This is a genomic window from Pigmentiphaga sp. CHJ604 (genome assembly GCF_036972535.1).
Classification (GTDB): Bacteria; Pseudomonadota; Gammaproteobacteria; order Burkholderiales; family Burkholderiaceae_B; genus Pigmentiphaga; species Pigmentiphaga daeguensis.
This window is the reverse complement of the sequence record NZ_CP136998.1, coordinates 4,185,067-4,200,267: the sequence shown is the minus strand read 5'-3', so window position 1 is coordinate 4,200,267 and position 15,201 is coordinate 4,185,067. Positions and strand designations below refer to the sequence as shown.

The 15,201-nt window shown below is 65.9% G+C and carries 10 protein-coding genes, 1 tRNA gene and 2 pseudogenes; 7 read left to right on the top strand and 6 right to left on the bottom strand.

Annotation, left to right across the window (positions count from 1 at the left end; genetic code table 11):
* Window positions 1-198 precede the first annotated feature (198 nt).
* Window positions 199-2,559, top strand: coding sequence for an RNA polymerase sigma factor RpoD (gene rpoD, locus R4823_RS20220; RefSeq protein WP_243724448.1), 2,361 nt, complete (start codon window positions 199-201; stop codon window positions 2,557-2,559).
* Window positions 2,560-2,819: 260 nt separating this feature from the next.
* Here rpoD and R4823_RS20215 read toward each other — a convergent pair whose 3' ends face one another.
* A complete protein-coding gene (locus tag R4823_RS20215) occupies window positions 2,820-3,728 on the bottom strand; it encodes a LysR family transcriptional regulator (RefSeq protein ID WP_087840845.1) in 909 nt (302 codons plus the stop codon).
* Window positions 3,729-3,897: 169 nt separating this feature from the next.
* Between R4823_RS20215 and R4823_RS20210 the strand changes: the two genes are divergently transcribed.
* Window positions 3,898-5,091, top strand: coding sequence for an acyl-CoA dehydrogenase (locus R4823_RS20210; protein ID WP_279818023.1), 1,194 nt, complete (start codon window positions 3,898-3,900; stop codon window positions 5,089-5,091).
* 3 nt (window positions 5,092-5,094) lie between these two features.
* On the opposite strand, the gene prpR is transcribed toward R4823_RS20210, so the two are convergent.
* Window positions 5,095-7,065 carry a propionate catabolism operon regulatory protein PrpR gene (gene prpR / locus R4823_RS20205; RefSeq protein WP_087840843.1) on the bottom strand — a complete coding sequence of 657 codons (1,971 nt, stop codon included), beginning with the start codon at window positions 7,063-7,065 and terminating at the stop codon, window positions 5,095-5,097.
* 209 nt (window positions 7,066-7,274) lie between these two features.
* Between prpR and prpB the strand changes: the two genes are divergently transcribed.
* The 4 genes from prpB to R4823_RS20185 all read left to right on the top strand — a co-directional run bounded on the left by prpB (window position 7,275) and on the right by R4823_RS20185 (window position 11,220).
* Window positions 7,275-8,177: a methylisocitrate lyase gene (gene prpB / locus R4823_RS20200; protein WP_132979395.1), complete on the top strand. Its 903-nt coding sequence runs from the start codon at window positions 7,275-7,277 to the stop codon at window positions 8,175-8,177.
* Window positions 8,178-8,328: 151 nt separating this feature from the next.
* Window positions 8,329-9,504: a 2-methylcitrate synthase gene (gene prpC / locus R4823_RS20195; protein WP_087840841.1), complete on the top strand. Its 1,176-nt coding sequence runs from the start codon at window positions 8,329-8,331 to the stop codon at window positions 9,502-9,504.
* 139 nt (window positions 9,505-9,643) lie between these two features.
* The gene (locus R4823_RS20190) at window positions 9,644-11,095 is read left to right on the top strand and encodes a bifunctional 2-methylcitrate dehydratase/aconitate hydratase (protein ID WP_338615925.1); all 1,452 of its coding nucleotides are present in this window, start codon (window positions 9,644-9,646) and stop codon (window positions 11,093-11,095) included.
* 46 nt (window positions 11,096-11,141) lie between these two features.
* Window positions 11,142-11,220 (top strand) — tRNA-Ile (locus tag R4823_RS20185).
* Between the two features lie 16 nt (window positions 11,221-11,236).
* Here the strand turns inward: R4823_RS20185 and R4823_RS20180 are convergent.
* Window positions 11,237-11,466: pseudogene (locus tag R4823_RS20180) on the bottom strand (tyrosine-type recombinase/integrase); the annotation flags it as partial.
* A 159-nt stretch (window positions 11,467-11,625) separates the two neighbouring features.
* On the opposite strand from R4823_RS20180, the gene R4823_RS20175 reads away from it, so the two are divergent.
* Window positions 11,626-11,922, top strand: a complete 297-nt coding sequence (locus R4823_RS20175; RefSeq protein ID WP_243724447.1) for a BrnA antitoxin family protein — start codon at window positions 11,626-11,628, stop codon at window positions 11,920-11,922.
* A gap of 430 nt (window positions 11,923-12,352) precedes the next feature.
* On the opposite strand, the pseudogene R4823_RS20170 reads toward R4823_RS20175, so the two are convergent.
* The 3 genes and pseudogenes from R4823_RS20170 to R4823_RS20160 all read right to left on the bottom strand — a co-directional run.
* A pseudogene (locus R4823_RS20170) lies at window positions 12,353-12,463 on the bottom strand (DUF4287 domain-containing protein); the annotation flags it as partial.
* Between the two features lies 1 nt (window position 12,464).
* On the bottom strand, window positions 12,465-14,381 hold the full coding sequence (locus tag R4823_RS20165; protein ID WP_338615924.1) for an EAL domain-containing protein: 1,917 nt from the start codon (window positions 14,379-14,381) through the stop codon (window positions 12,465-12,467).
* A 118-nt stretch (window positions 14,382-14,499) separates the two neighbouring features.
* A complete protein-coding gene (locus tag R4823_RS20160) occupies window positions 14,500-15,201 on the bottom strand; it encodes a DUF1028 domain-containing protein (RefSeq protein ID WP_338615923.1) in 702 nt (233 codons plus the stop codon).

Below are 15,201 nucleotides of genomic sequence, written 5' to 3'. Positions count from 1 at the left end.
GCCGGATGCGTGGGGCGCAGCGGTTGCCAGGCGCCTTGTCCGATATCCGGCCGGGATGTATCCAAGCAGTAGCAGGCCGAGTGTTGTATGCCGCGTGTACCCGGCGGCGGCCGAGATCGGTGCACGAGTGCCGACCCGCGGGTTGGGGGCTGGAGCGATCCAGCCACCGGATGAAATATTAGGAGTGGTTGACCGACCATGGCGAAAACGACAGGCAAGACGCTGACTGTGAACAAATCCAAAGCCGAAGGGCAAGACAAGGCCAAGGAGAAGGCTGCGTCCAAGACGGCGGCCGCCAGCGGCGTCAAGGTGACGGTCAAGTCGGCTGGCAGGGCCCGCACCAAGCTGCTGGACCCGCAAGCCGCCGCCCCGACGGTCGACGCCGACTTCGACGCCGTGGCCGAGCCCGCCGAGAAGGCCAAGCCCGCCGCCAAGGCGGCCAAGAAGGCCACCAAGACGGCGGCCAAGACCGCGACCGCCGCCGACAAGAAGAACGCCGAGAAGAAGCTGGCTGAACTGCTGGCCAAGCCGGCGGGCCGGCGGCCGGGCCGTCCGCCCAAGGACGCCAAGCAGGCCGAGTCCTCCGGCAGCGATTTCGACGATGTGGGCGATGGCGACGTCGACGCCGAACCGATTCCCGAAATCAAGATCCCCAAGGGACGGGGCAAGCGCGGCAAGGCGGATCCCAAGGACCTGATCGCCCGCGGACCCGTGACGCCCGAGGAATACGAGGCGCGCCGCAATCGCCTGAAGCTGCTGATCAAGCTCGGCAAGGACCGCGGCTACCTGACCTATGGCGAGATCAACGACCATCTGCCCGATGACTTGGTCGATGCCGAAGCCATCGACGGCATCATCAGCACGTTCAACGACATGGGCATCTCGGTCTACGACCAGGCGCCCGATGCCGAAACCCTGCTGCTGAACGAGAACGCTCCGGTCGCCTCGTCCGACGACGATGCCGAGGAAGAGGCGGAAGCCGCCCTGTCCACGGTCGATTCCGATTTCGGCCGCACCACCGACCCCGTGCGCATGTACATGCGCGAGATGGGCTCGGTCGAGCTGCTGACCCGCGAAGGGGAAATCGAAATCGCCAAGCGCATCGAGGACGGCCTCAAGCACATGGTGATGGCGATCTCCGCCTGCCCGACCACGATCAACGAGATCCTGGAGCACGCAGACCGCGTCCGCGCCTCCGAGATCCAGATCGACGAGATCGTCGACGGCCTGATCGATCCGAACGATGGCGAGGAATATGCCGGTTCGGGCGTCACCTCGTCGTCCGACGATGACGACGAAGAGGGCGACGACGCTCCCGCCGGCGGCATGAGCAGCAAGCAGGTCGAAGAGCTGCGCGTGAAGTCGCTGGAGAAGTTCGAAAGCGTCAAGCGCTGGTTCGACAAGATGCGCCAGGCCTACGAGCGCGAGGGCTACAAGTCGGAAGCCTACATCACCGCCCAGGAAACCATCCTGGAGGAAATGATGGGCATCCGCTTCACCGCGAAGATGGTCGAGCGGCTGGCCGACACGCTGCGCGCGCAGGTCGAGGAAGTCCGCAAGCTCGAGCGGGCGATCATGCAGATCTGTGTGGACCGCGCCGGCATGCCGCGCACGCACTTCATCAAGGCCTTCCCCGGGCACGAGACCGACCTGGAATGGGTGCTTGGCGAAGTCAACGCCGGCCACGATTATTCCGAGACGCTGTCGCGCCAGATCCCGGCCATCCAGGAACTGCAGCAGAAGCTGATCGACCTGCAGGCCCGCGTGGTGCTGCCGCTGAAGGACCTCAAGGACGTCAACAAGCAGATGGCCACCGGCGAGGCCAAGGCCCGCAAGGCCAAGCGCGAGATGACCGAGGCCAACCTGCGCCTGGTGATCTCGATCGCCAAGAAGTACACGAACCGCGGCCTGCAGTTCCTGGACCTGATCCAGGAAGGCAACATCGGCCTGATGAAGGCGGTGGACAAGTTCGAATACCGTCGCGGCTACAAGTTCTCGACCTACGCCACGTGGTGGATCCGGCAGGCCATCACCCGTTCGATCGCCGATCAGGCGCGCACCATCCGCATTCCGGTGCACATGATCGAGACGATCAACAAGATGAACCGGATCAGCCGCCAGATCCTGCAGGAAACGGGCGCCGAGCCCGATCCCGCCACCCTGGCGCAGAAGATGGACATGCCGGAGGACAAGATCCGCAAGATCCTGAAGATCGCCAAGGAGCCGATCTCGATGGAGACCCCCATCGGCGACGACGACGATTCGCACCTGGGCGACTTCATCGAGGACACCGCCACGCTGGCGCCCTCGGACGCGGCCTTGCACGGTTCGATGCGCAACGTCGTCAAGGAAGTGCTGGATTCGCTGACGCCGCGCGAGGCCAAGGTGCTGCGCATGCGTTTCGGTATCGAGATGAGCACCGACCAGACCCTGGAAGAGGTGGGCAAGCAGTTCGACGTGACGCGCGAGCGCATCCGCCAGATAGAAGCCAAGGCGCTGCGCAAGCTGCGCCATCCGAGCCGGGCCGACAAGCTCAAGAGCTTCCTGGAAGGGCAGTAGAGGGGTCCCCCCCCTACGCCCTTACGGGCGCCCCCCAGGGGGCGATGCGGGTGGACCGGCGGAGCCGGATCCACCGCATCCTGTGCCTAGTTCCTTTATCTCGGGTTGTGGCGCCGGTGCTTCGCTGGCTGCCCAGTGATATCAACGGTGCGGAGCACCGCATGGCTGCTTTGATCCAGGGCGCCGCGGATCCGGCTTTGCCGGTCCGCCAGCGCCGCCCCCTTGAGGGGGCGCCCGAAGGGCGTAGGGGGTGGGGTTTTTTATAGCCCATGCTGCGCCCGGTACTGGGCCGCCTGGGCGGCCAGCCACTGCGTGAACAGGTGCAGGGGTTCGTGGTCGGCCTTCCACTCGGGCAGGACCAGGTAGTAGTTCTTGTCCCGCACCGATTCGCGTTCGCAGGCGACGATCAGCCGGCCCGATGCGAGTTCTTCTTCCACGATCAGCCGTGGCACGAGGGCGATGCCCTGGCCGTGCACGGCAGCTTCCACCAGCATCGAGAACAGTTCGTAGCGCGGCCCGCCCAGGTCGTGCGGATGGCTGACGTTTTGCGCGGCGAACCATTGCCGCCAGGCGTAGGGGCGGGTGCTTTGCTGCAGCAGCCGGTAGGCCGAGAACTGCCCGGGCATGATGCGCTTGCGCACGCCCAGCAGCTTGGGCGAGCACACGGGGACCAGCTTCTCCGGCATCAGGAAGACCGCCTCGGTGCCCGGCCAGGGGCCGTCGCCGGCGTAGATGGCGGCGTCGAAGGGGGTGCCCTCGAACAGGAAGGGCCGGCTTTGCGGAGTGATGTTCAGGACGATGTTGGGGGCGTGGCGTTCGAAGTCGGCCAGGCGCGGCAGCAGCCAGCGGGTGGCGAAGGTGGGCACGGACGCCAGTTCCAGCACGCCGCCTTCGCCGCGCCGGGCCATCAGGTCCAGGGTGTCGCGCTCGACCTCGTCCAGGCGGCGCGCCACGGTCTCGCCGTAGGTCTGGCCGGCCTGGGTCAGGGTGACGCCGCGCCGGGTGCGGCGGAACAGCTTCAGGCCCAGGAAGGATTCCAGGCCGGCGATCTGGCGGCAGACGGCGCTCTGGGTCAGGGCCAGTTCGGCCGCGGCCTTGGTGAAGCTCTGGTGGCGCGCGGCTGCCTCGAAGGCGGCCAGGGCGGCGGTGCTGGGCAACTTGCGGCGCATGAGGGGGGGCCCGGAATCGTCAGTCTCTACTTTACCAAGTGCGGAAAACGCACAGATAAGTGAAAAGAACTCGTTTGGCGTGGTGCTCGAATCCGTATATCTTGCAGGAAATTCGCCGGGAGGACACGGTGTCTCCTGTTTCCCCAACTACTTGCGAGACATGAATCTTATGCACAAGCCTGCACAATTCAACTGGGCCGACCCCTTGCTGCTCGATCAGCAGCTGACCGACGACGAGCGCATGGTGCGGGAAGCGGCGGCGGCATACTGCCAGGACAAGCTGATGCCGCGCGTGCTGGAGTCGTTCCGCAACGAGCGCACCGATGCCGCCATCTTCCGCGAGATGGGCGAGCTGGGCCTGTTGGGGCCCACCATTCCCGAACAATACGGCGGCCCCGGCCTGAACTACGTCAGCTACGGCCTGATCGCGCGCGAGGTCGAGCGCGTCGATTCCGGCTACCGGTCGATGATGAGCGTGCAGTCCTCGCTGGTCATGGTCCCCATCCATGAGTTCGGTACCGAGGCGCAAAAGCAGAAATACCTGCCCAAGCTGGCCACCGGCGAGCTGATCGGCTGCTTCGGCCTGACCGAGCCCAACCACGGTTCGGATCCCGGCTCCATGGTCACCCGCGCCACCAAGGTGGACGGCGGCTACCGCCTGAGCGGCGCCAAGATGTGGATCACCAACTCGCCGATTGCCGACGTGTTCGTGGTCTGGGCCAAACTCAAGGACGAGGACGGTAAGGACAACATCCGCGGCTTCATCCTGGAGAAGGGCTGGAAGGGTCTGTCGGCCCCCGCCATCCACGGCAAGGTCGGCCTGCGCACGTCCATTACCGGCGAGATCGTCATGGACGAGGTCTTCGTGCCGGAAGAGAACTACATGCCCAACGTGGCCGGCCTGAAGGGGCCGTTCACCTGCCTGAACTCCGCACGCTACGGCATCGCCTGGGGCGCGCTGGGGGCCGCCGAGTACTGCTGGCACACCGCCCGCCAGTATGTGCTGGACCGCAAGCAGTTCGGCCGTCCGCTGGCCGCCAACCAACTGGTGCAGAAGAAACTGGCCGACATGCAGACCGAGATCACGCTGGGCCTGCAAGGCTGCCTGCGCCTGGGACGGATGAAAGACGAAGGGACGGCTGCGGTGGAGATCACCTCCATCATGAAGCGCAACTCCTGCGGCAAGTCGCTGGACATCGCCCGCGTCGCGCGCGACATGCTGGGTGGCAACGGGATTTCCGACGAGTTCGGCGTGATCCGCCACGTCGTCAACCTCGAGGTGGTCAACACCTACGAAGGCACGCACGACATCCATGCGCTGATCCTGGGCCGCGCCCAGACGGGCATCCAGGCCTTCTGCTAGGCCTTACGAGGCGCCGGGCGGCGCCTCTTTCAGCTTGCGCCACAGCGTGGCGGGGCTGATGCCCAGTATCCGGCACGCCGCCGCGCGGTCGCCATGGCAGGCGTCCAGCACCCGGCGTGCGTGGGCGGCCTGGCTGGTCCGGGCGATCTCGTCCAGCGGCGCGAAGGCGGCCTCGCCTCCGGCGGCGGGCGCCTCGTCCCCGCCGCCGTACAGCTCGGGCACGGTGATCTCCAGTTCCAGCTCCAGTTCCTTGCGGCCGATCTTGCGGCCCGCATGCGATACCGCCACCCGTTCCAGCACGTTTTCCATCTCCCGCAGGTTGCCGGGCCAGGCGTATTGCGCGCACCGTGATCGGACGAAGGCCGGCAGGCGCACGGGCCGGGCCATGCCCAGCCGCCGCTGCGCGCGGGCGTAGAGTTCCTCGGCCAGTTCGTCGATGTCGCCTTCGCGCTCGCGCAGCGGCGGCATGGCGATGCGCAGGATGTTCAAGCGGTAGAACAGGTCCTGCCGGAAGTCGCCGGCGCGCACCATGGCTTGCAGGTCGCGGTGGGTGGCCGCGATCACCCGTACGTTGACCGCCACCGGCTCCAGCGCCCCTACCGGCAGCACCTGCCGCTCCTGCAGCACGCGCAGCAGGCGCACCTGCAGCGCCAGGGGCATGTCGCCGATCTCGTCCAGGAACAGCGTGCCGTTGTGGGCGGCCTCGAACAGGCCGGTCTTGCCGCCCTTGCGCGCGCCGGTGAAGGCTCCTTCTTCGTAGCCGAACAGTTCGCTTTCCAGCAGGGGTTCGGGGAAGGCCGCGCAGTTGATGGCGACGAAGGGAAAGTCGCGGCGGGGGCTGGCGCGGTGCATGCCCTGCGCCAGCACCTCCTTGCCGGTACCGCTCTCGCCCTCGATCAGTACCGTGGAGCTGACGCCGGCGTACAGCCGGGCCAGCTCGCGCACCCGCTGCATGGGTCCCGAGCTGCCGAGCAGGTCGTCCAGGTCGTAGCGCGTGCCCGACGGCCGCGCCGGCGCGCCGGTACGCAGGTTGCGGTCCACCCGCTGGATGGCCTGGGCATCCTGGGCCGTGACCACCGCGCCCAGCAGTTCGCCGCCGCTCAGGATGGGGATGCGGTTGAGGATCAGCACCTTGTCGCGCACCTTCTGGATGGTCTCCAGTTCTTTCTGCCCGTGGCGCAGGGGGCCGTCGAGCGAGATGGCCGGCGCGGCTTCCTCCAGCGGCTGGCCGATGGCCTGTTCGCGCCGCAGGCCCAGCAGCCGCTCCATGGGCGGATTGAGCGACTGGATGCGGCCTTCGGCGTCCACCGCGGCCACGCCTTCGTTCAGGTGGGACAGCACCGTGTTCAGGTATTCGCGGCGGCGCTGTTCGATGCGCGCGAGCCGGGCCGCCTCGATGGCGTCTTCCATTGCGACGCGGATCGAATTGCTGGAGTAAAGGAAGACGCCGGCCAGGCCCTGTTGCTCGGCCAGGTCCGAAACCAGCCCGGGGCCGACGATGACCTCCAGTCCGGCGCGCTTGAGCGCCTTGACCTGCGCGGCGGCGTCCTCGGTCGTGACGTAGCTGTGGCTGGGGAAGTCCAGCCCGAAGGCCTGCTTGAAGGCTTCGGTCTCGGGAAAGGTGGAGGCGTGCGTGACCAGGGCCAGGCGGCTGGACAACTGCCTGGCGGTAGTCAGGGCGTGCATGACGTCGAAGCCCGTGACCTTGATCAGGATGACCGGCACGTCCACGTGCTGGCGCAGGTAGGCGCCGTTCGAGCCGCCCGCGACCACCGCATCGACCAGGCCCTGGCGCGCCGCCTCGTTGATCGAGCGGGCCGCCGTCTCGAAGCCTTCGTCGACGATGCGGAAATCGGCTTGTCCGGCATATGCCGGAGCCAGTTCGGCGAAGGCGCGGGAGACGCGGCTGATGCCCATGGTCCAGATGACGGGCCGGGATTGCGAGCGGGGGGGAAGCGCGGCAGGGAGGTCCATGGCAAGATCCGTATTGCAGATTTGATTATATAGATTTCAAATGTGAAATGAATCTGCCGTCAAAGGCGGGCGGGCGAGTCCGTCGACGCCTGGGACGCCGCGGGCAAAGCCTGTGGCCATGCGGCCTGGCGCGGGGAAGGGGCGGCCCTGGCCCACGCATGGCACGGTCTTTGCAGTAAGCTGAGTTTTCCCTAGTCCGAGTCATCGCCATGACCTCCTCACGACCCGCCTCGCCCGGCGCCCGCTTCCGCCAGGCGCTGCGCGAAGAACATCCCCTGCAGATCATCGGCGCCATCAACGCCAACCACGCCTTGCTGGCCAAGCGCGCGGGCTTTCGCGCCGTCTACGTATCGGGCGGCGGCGTGGCCGCCGGCTCGCTGGGCATGCCCGACCTGGGCATCAACACGCTGGACGACGTGCTGATCGATGTGCGCCGCATCACCGACGTGTGCGACCTGCCCCTGATGGTGGACATCGATACCGGCTTCGGCCCCTCGGCCTTCAACATCGCGCGTTCGGTCAAGAGCCTGATCAAGGCCGGCGCCGCTGCCTGCCACATCGAGGACCAGGTCGGCGCCAAGCGCTGTGGCCACCGTCCGGGCAAGGAAATCGTCTCGGCCGCGGAAATGGTGGACCGCGTCAAGGCGGCGGCCGATGCCAAGACCGATCCCGACTTCTTCCTGGTGGCGCGCACCGACGCGATCGCGGTGGAGGGGCTGGACGCCGCCATCGAGCGCGGCCAGGCCTGCGTGGAAGCGGGCGCCGACGGCATCTTCGCCGAGGCCGCCTACGACCTGCCCACCTACCGCAAGTTCGTCGACGCCGTGAAGGTGCCGGTGCTGGCCAACATCACCGAGTTCGGGCAGACGCCGCTGTTCACGGTGGAGGAACTGCGCAGCGCCGACGTGTCCATGGTGCTCTACCCGCTGTCCGCCTTCCGCGCCATGAACAAGGCCGCGGAAACCGTCTACACGGCCATCCGCCGCGACGGGCACCAGAAGAACGTGATCGACATGATGCAGACGCGCGAGGAGTTGTACGATCGCATTGGCTATCACGCGTTCGAACAGCATTTGGATGCGTTATTCAAAAAAGGGGGCCCTAAGAAGTAGTACCTCCTACGCGCTGACGCGTCCCCCCAGGGCGCCGCGGATCCGGCTTTGCCGGTCCGCCAGCGCCGCCCCCTTGAGGGGGAGCGGCCGAAGGCCGCCAGGGGGTGGACCTCAACAGTAGTAACAACTGCCAAATGGAGCGAGTGAGACGATGAGCGCAACGGTATCGAATCAGAAAGACCAGCCGGCCGCGGGGCCGAAGCCGAAGAAGTCGGTGGCCCTGTCGGGCGTGATGGCGGGCAATACCGCCTTGTGCACGGTGGGCCGCAGCGGCAACGACCTGCACTATCGCGGCTATGACATCCTGGACATCGCCGATGAGTGCGAGTTCGAGGAGATCGCCTATCTGCTGGTGCACGGCAAGCTGCCCAACCGCAACGAACTGGCGGCCTACAAGACCAAGCTGAAGGCGTTGCGCGGCCTGCCCGCGAACGTGAAGGCGGCGCTGGAATGGCTGCCCGCGGCCAGCCATCCCATGGACGTGATGCGCACCGGCGTGTCGGCCCTGGGCTGCGTGCTGCCCGAGAAGGACGACCACAACCTGCCCGGCGCGCGCGACATCGCGGATCGGCTCATGGCCTCGCTGGGGTCGATGCTGCTGTACTGGTACCACTACAGCCATCGCGGCGAGCGCATCGACGTCGATACCGACGACGACAGCATCGGCGGGCACTTCCTGCACCTGCTGCACGGCAAGCCGGCGCCCGCCTCGTGGGTGCGGGCCATGCACACCTCGCTGAACCTGTACGCCGAACACGAATTCAACGCCTCCACCTTCACCGCCCGCGTCATCGCCGGCACGGGCTCGGACATGTACTCGGCCCTGACCGGCGCCATCGGCGCGCTGCGCGGACCCAAGCACGGCGGCGCCAACGAAGTCGCCTTCGAGGTCCAGAGCCGCTACGAGACGGCCGACGAGGCCGAGGCCGACATCCGTCGCCGCGTCGAGAACAAGGAAGTGGTGATCGGCTTCGGCCACCCCGTCTACACCGTGTCCGACCCGCGCAACCAGGTCATCAAGGGCGTGGCGCACCGCCTGTCCAAGGAGTCCGGCAACATGCGGCTGTACGAGATCGCCGAGCGCCTGGAATCGGTGATGTGGAGCGTCAAGAAGATGTTCCCCAACCTCGACTGGTTCAGCGCCGTCAGCTACCACGAGATGGGTGTTCCCACCGCCATGTTCACCCCGTTGTTCGTGATCGCCCGCACCGCCGGCTGGTCGGCCCACATCATCGAACAACGCATCGACAACAAGATCATCCGCCCCAGCGCCAACTACACCGGCCCCGAAGACCGCAAGTTCGTGCCGCTGGCCAAGCGCAAGTAAGCAGTATCGAACAACCACCTTTCATCAACCAAACCCAGTTCGTGCCAAGCCGCCCGACCCAGGGCACAGTGGATCCGGCTCCGCCGGTCCGCCAGTGCCGCCCCCTGGGGGGCGCGCGAAGCGCGTAGGGGGGAGCCCCATGTCTTCCGCTATCTCTACCGTTCGTCCGAAGCCCGACCAGGTCCTGGTCGACATCGTCGACTACGTCCTGAAAAAACGCATCACCAGCAAGCTGGCCTACGAGACCGCCCGCAACTGCCTGATCGACACCCTGGGCTGCGGCCTGGAGGCGCTGGAATACCCGGCCTGCACCAAGCTGCTCGGACCCATCGTTCCCGGCACCGTCGTGCCCAACGGCGCCAAGGTGCCCGGCACCCAGTTCCAGCTCGATCCCGTGCAGGCGGCCTTCAACATCGGCGCCATGATCCGCTGGCTGGACTTCAACGACACCTGGCTGGCCGCCGAATGGGGCCATCCCTCGGACAACCTGGGCGGCATCCTGGCCACGGCCGACTGGCTGTCGCGCCAGGCCGTTGCCGCGGGCAAGAAACCGCTGACCATGCGCGACGTCCTGACCGCCATGATCAAGGCCCACGAAATCCAGGGCTGCATCGCGCTGGAGAACTCCTTCAACCGCGTCGGCCTGGACCACGTGGTGCTGGTCAAGGTCGCCTCCACCGCCGTGGTCGGCCAGATGATGGGCCTGACCCGCGATGAACTGATCAACGCCGTGTCGCTGGCCTGGGTCGACGGCCAGAGCCTGCGCACCTATCGCCACGCACCCAACACCGGCTCGAGGAAGAGCTGGGCCGCCGGCGACGCCACCAGCCGCGCCGTGCGCCTGGCGCTGATCGCGCGTACCGGCGAAATGGGCTATCCCTCGGTGCTGAGCGCCAAGACCTGGGGCTTCTACGACGTCCTGTTCAAGGGCCAGCCCTTCAAGTTCCAGCGCCCCTACGGCAGCTACGTGATGGAGAACGTGCTGTTCAAGATCTCCTTCCCGGCCGAGTTCCACTCGCAGACCGCCGTCGAATGCGCGATGGACATCCACAAGCAGTTGCAGAAGCAGGGCCGCAGCGCGGACGACATCAAGAAGATCACCATCCGCACCCACGAGGCCTGCATCCGCATCATCGACAAGAAGGGCCCGCTGGACAACCCGGCCGACCGCGACCACTGCATCCAGTACATGGTGGCCGTGCCCATCCTGTTCGGCCGCCTGACCGCCGGCGACTACGAGGACGAGGTGGCGAAGGACCCGCGCATCGACCAGTTGCGCGACAAGATCGTCTGCGTCGAAGATCCCGCCTTCACCAAGGACTACCACGACCCCGAGAAGCGCTCCATCGCCAACGCGCTGACCGTGGAATTCAAGGACGGCAAGAAGCTCAAGGAAATCGTCTGCGAATACCCCATCGGCCACAAGCGTCGCCGCAAGGACGGCATCCCGCTGCTGGAAGCCAAGTTCCGGACCAACCTGGCCCGCCGCTTCCCGACGAAGCAGCAGGACACCATCCTGGGCGTGTCGCTGGACCAGCAGGCGCTGGAGGCCATGCCGGTGCATGAGTACGTGGATCTGTACGTGATCTGACCGGGGCCGGGCCCGGGGGCGCGAGTCGGTGTAGAATTGCGCCCTCGGGCCTCTAGCTCATGCCTGGTTAGAGCAGCGGACTCATAATCCGTTGGTGCTGGGTTCGACTCCCAGGGGGCCCACCAAAGAATTACTCAGGTATCAAGCATTTAGCGCCACCGTGATAGGTGGCGTTTCTTTTTGCGCGATGCCGCTTGACCAAAATTCGACATTTTCCGCGTGCGCGGCGAGGTGCGAAGTGGCAGGTGCGTGTACTTCTGCACCATCTCGATCCATTCCCCGCCGCCCAGCTCTTTGAGCACCATGAGCGGCGTGCCGCGCTGAACGTGCCAACTCGCCCAGGTGTGCCGCAGGTCGTGAATGTGGAAGTCCTCGAACCTGGTCGGGCTGGCCGGGGATGGAGCCCCGGGCCATGCAAGCGATTACCGAGGTGCTGGATGCGGCCGGGCTGCTCGGATCGATTGGCCCGAAGTGATGTCGAAACCTGATATCCGGCACGATTATGGCGAACTCCAGGGAGGTGAAGGCTTATGCCGAAGCTTAAGAAAGGGCTCATCATGCCCACCCCAGAAGAGGATGCGGCGATCAACGCCGGCATCGCCGCGGACCCTGACACCTACGAGCTGGGCGCACAGGAGTTCAAGCAACTGCGGAAAGTTGGGCGCCCGCGCGCGGCCCAAGCGAAAGTCCAGCTCACTGTCCGCTACGACCAGGAGGTCGTGGACGCGTTCAAATCCAGCGGGCCAGGTTGGCAGTCTAGGATGAATGACGCGCTGCGGGACTGGCTCCGGGATCACCGGGCACGGCACCTTGTGCAAAAGACGTAAAAAAACGTGGCATTTTTCGCCAAGCTCGCAAGCGTTGCGGCCAGACAAAGCCCGCCTGTCTCACGACGGCGGGCTTTTTCTTTTCAGGTAAAAAAGACCCGCCATTACTGACAGGCCCCCAACGCTACTTCGGTGCCATCAGGAGCCGTCAAAAATCCGTCCATCTTTCATAGGTCTTGGAGCCATCGACGTTCCTGTACCGTGCGCGTTCCCGAGTGGCGGCGAGGATTCCCGCACATCCAGCAGCTACATGGCGTTGGGGTATCGATGACCTTGCTCCGCTCAGCTTCTCCGGTCAGTTTGTGACCCCACCAATAGGCCCGCTTTCGCAGCAGCCTGGCGCGAGCGGCGCGCCGTTCCGCTTTTCCTGACATGGTTTTCCTCGCACATTTTCATACGTTGAATGTGCGAAAGCCCGCTCAGGGGCGGGCTATGCCAGATACCGTGCCACCAGCGCATTGGCATGCCCGTGACCCAGTTGATGTTCCGACTTCAAATGCGCCACCAGCTCCATGTACTTGAGCGGACCGGCCTTCTTGAGCTTATAGGGCCGATTCCGCGTCCTGGCTCCTGTAGTCTCGCGCCAACCACCCCGCGGCCAGCTCATCCGCGCTCAGCGCAGGCGAAAAATAAAACCCCTGTCCCAAGGTAAACCCGATCTCCCGCAACTGGTTGCGCTGGGCCTCGGTTTCGATGCCTTCGGCCACCATCTCCAGATGCATCGCGCACCCCAGTCCGTAGATCGCCCGGCAGACGATTTCCGCGTCATTGCTGGTGCCCAGGTCGTCGATGACGCTCTTGTCGATCTTGATGCAGTCGAAGGGCAGGGATTTCAGGTGGCCGATGTTCGAGGCGCCGCTGCCGAAATCGTCCAGGGACAGCGGGAAGCCCAGGGCCTTGATGCGATTGAGTACGTTGATGGACAGGCTCGGATCCGTCATCACGGAAGATTCCGTCAGCTCGAATTCGATCTGCGACGGGCTCAGGCCGTGGCCCAGCACGCAGCGCAATGCCCGCTCGGGAAATTCGCTGTCGAGCAGCTGTTTGGCGGACAGGTTGACGGACGTTACCGGCGGAGTGAAGCCATGCCGGCGCCACGCGACGAGTTGGCGACAGGTTTCCTGGAGCACCCATTCCCCCAGCGGGACGATCAGGCCCGAGGTTTCTGCCACGGGAATGAATTCGTCGGGAGCCACCTTGCCGAGGGCGGGTGAATGCCAGCGGCATAGTGCCTCGACGCCGTGGAGCTTGCCGGTGTCCAGGTGGACCTTGGGCTGGTATTGCAGGAGGAATTCGTTGCCGGTCTCGACCGCGCGCCGCAGTTCCACCTCCAGTTTCATGGGGCGGACGGCTTGTACGACGGTGTTTTCGTCGTAGACCTGCAGCCGGTTTTCTCCCAGCGTGATGGAGCGCGCCAGGGCCTGGTTGCCGTGCGCGATGAGGGTTTCGAGGGCATCGTGGTCGCCCGAGGACGAGCTGATGCCGATGTTCAGGCTCAGGTGCAGGTCGCGGCCATGGGAGTGGAAGGGGCGGCGAAAGGCGGCGAAGACGTCGTCGACCAGCGCGACGGTCTCGTCCAGGGGATCGGCCATGACGAACAGGCCGAAGGTGCCGTCGTCGAAGCGCGCCAGGGTGGGGTTCTTCACCACGGCCTCGAGCCGGCGGGCCGCCTCGGTCAGCAGGGACTCGGACAGGCGCGGTCCCAGCGTCACGCTGACGTTGCGCAGCCTGCGGATGGATATCAGCAGCACGACGATCTTGTCGTCGGAGCCGGCGAGTTTTCGAAGCGCGGCATCCAGTTCGAGCCAGAAGCCGGCCCGGTTCAGGAGGCCGGAGGCGCGATCCCGGACCAGCAGCGTCCTGACCAGGTCCTGCTGTTCGTTGAGTTTGCGGCCCAGGTTGGTCTTCTGCTGGATGAGTATCAGCATGCCTCCTGCGATCATGGTCACGCAGAACTGGGTGAGCGGCATGACGATGAGCAGCGCTCCGGCCGCATGGGCCAGCCATAGCGCGGCGGCCTGGTTCAGCGAGGCCCAGGCGCCCATCGTGGCGAGGGCGCGCGCCGAGACCGCGCCGGGCTCGGGCACGAGCCGGTCGGGCCAGCGCGCCAGGAGGAGGATGCCGAGAAAGATGGTGGCCAGGACCGCCACGCCTATGGGGGCCACGGGGCCGCCTATCCAGCTGCGCGTGATGGCGCCGATGACCAGGGACACGAGCGCGGGTATGGGGCCGCCGAACAGGTAGGCCAGCACCAGGATGGCGCCTCGCATGTCGGCGATCGTGTATGGGCCGTGGTGGACCGAGGACATCATGGCCAGCCACATCGCGGCGCCGAACAGCACCGACATGTGGAGGTTCCCCTGCCTGCCGCCGGGCAGCCATGCCCTGAGCGCGACATAGACCGAAGTCAGCGCGATCGGAGTCAAGGCGGACAAAAGGAGGGGGAACAGGGTGTTCATACGTTCCCGCGCGGAAGGTGCGACTCCTCACCTGCGGCGCGGCGGATTACGGTCTGGCTTCAAAAGTGTAATCGCATCATCGATCCTGGACGTGGTGGAACGGTATTGTCAGGAACCCTTATCTTGGCCCCCCCTGGACGCCGGTTTCCTTCCGCCACACATCGTCCCGCGGCATGCTGGGGTTGGCCGGCCGCCGGTCGTAGTACGGAATCAGGGGCACATACAGGCCGTAAAGGCGGCGCAGCTCGCCGATGGGTTCGTCGTGTTCGTCCACCCGCAGGTCCACCCAGGCATAGGATTTCCTGTTGTGCACCAGCAGCGCGGCGGAGTGCTGGCCGGCCACCTGGCCGCCGGCGTCGCGCGCCGCTTCCAGCACGCGCACCAGGCGGTCGGCCAGTTCCAGATCGGTGTGCCGCTCGAAGGCCTCGGACATGGCGGTAAGCGTGCGTTCGCTGGTCAGGCGGTTGCCCAGCACGACATAGTCCTGTTTGGCGATGTGCCCTTTCCAGTCCTCGTTGTCCTTGCCGGTCACGGCGGCGGTCCGGCCGTCCTTGTCGATGACGGCGATCTGCCGCCAGGCGATGTTGTCTTCCCCGTCGCTTTCGATGATGTCGTTCAGCACCTTGCGGGCGGAATAACCCTGTTCCAGCAGCGACAGGCCCAGCGGCCCCAGGCGGGGGTCGCCGTTGGCCTGTACGACTAGCCCCCCTGTGCCGGGCCGCAGGAACGGGCACTTGGCGCCGATGGCCATGGGACGCGTGGCGATGGCGATGCCAAACATGCCCGTGCGCGGGCAGCGGGCGATCACGGAAAACGTCAT

Bases quoted from the DNA above. Each gene is read 5' to 3' on its own strand.
- R4823_RS20215 (WP_087840845.1), bottom strand. From the start codon at position 3,728: ATGCGCCGCAAGTTGCCCAGCACCGCCGCCCTGGCCGCCTTCGAGGCA.
- R4823_RS20190 (WP_338615925.1), top strand. From the start codon at position 9,644: ATGTCTTCCGCTATCTCTACCGTTCGTCCGAAGCCCGACCAGGTCCTG.
- prpC (WP_087840841.1), top strand. From the start codon at position 8,329: ATGAGCGCAACGGTATCGAATCAGAAAGACCAGCCGGCCGCGGGGCCG.
- R4823_RS20175 (WP_243724447.1), top strand. From the start codon at position 11,626: ATGCCGAAGCTTAAGAAAGGGCTCATCATGCCCACCCCAGAAGAGGAT.
- R4823_RS20165 (WP_338615924.1), bottom strand. From the start codon at position 14,381: ATGAACACCCTGTTCCCCCTCCTTTTGTCCGCCTTGACTCCGATCGCG.
- prpB (WP_132979395.1), top strand. From the start codon at position 7,275: ATGACCTCCTCACGACCCGCCTCGCCCGGCGCCCGCTTCCGCCAGGCG.
- rpoD (WP_243724448.1), top strand. From the start codon at position 199: ATGGCGAAAACGACAGGCAAGACGCTGACTGTGAACAAATCCAAAGCC.
- R4823_RS20210 (WP_279818023.1), top strand. From the start codon at position 3,898: ATGCACAAGCCTGCACAATTCAACTGGGCCGACCCCTTGCTGCTCGAT.
- R4823_RS20160 (WP_338615923.1), bottom strand. From the start codon at position 15,201: ATGACGTTTTCCGTGATCGCCCGCTGCCCGCGCACGGGCATGTTTGGC.
- prpR (WP_087840843.1), bottom strand. From the start codon at position 7,065: ATGGACCTCCCTGCCGCGCTTCCCCCCCGCTCGCAATCCCGGCCCGTC.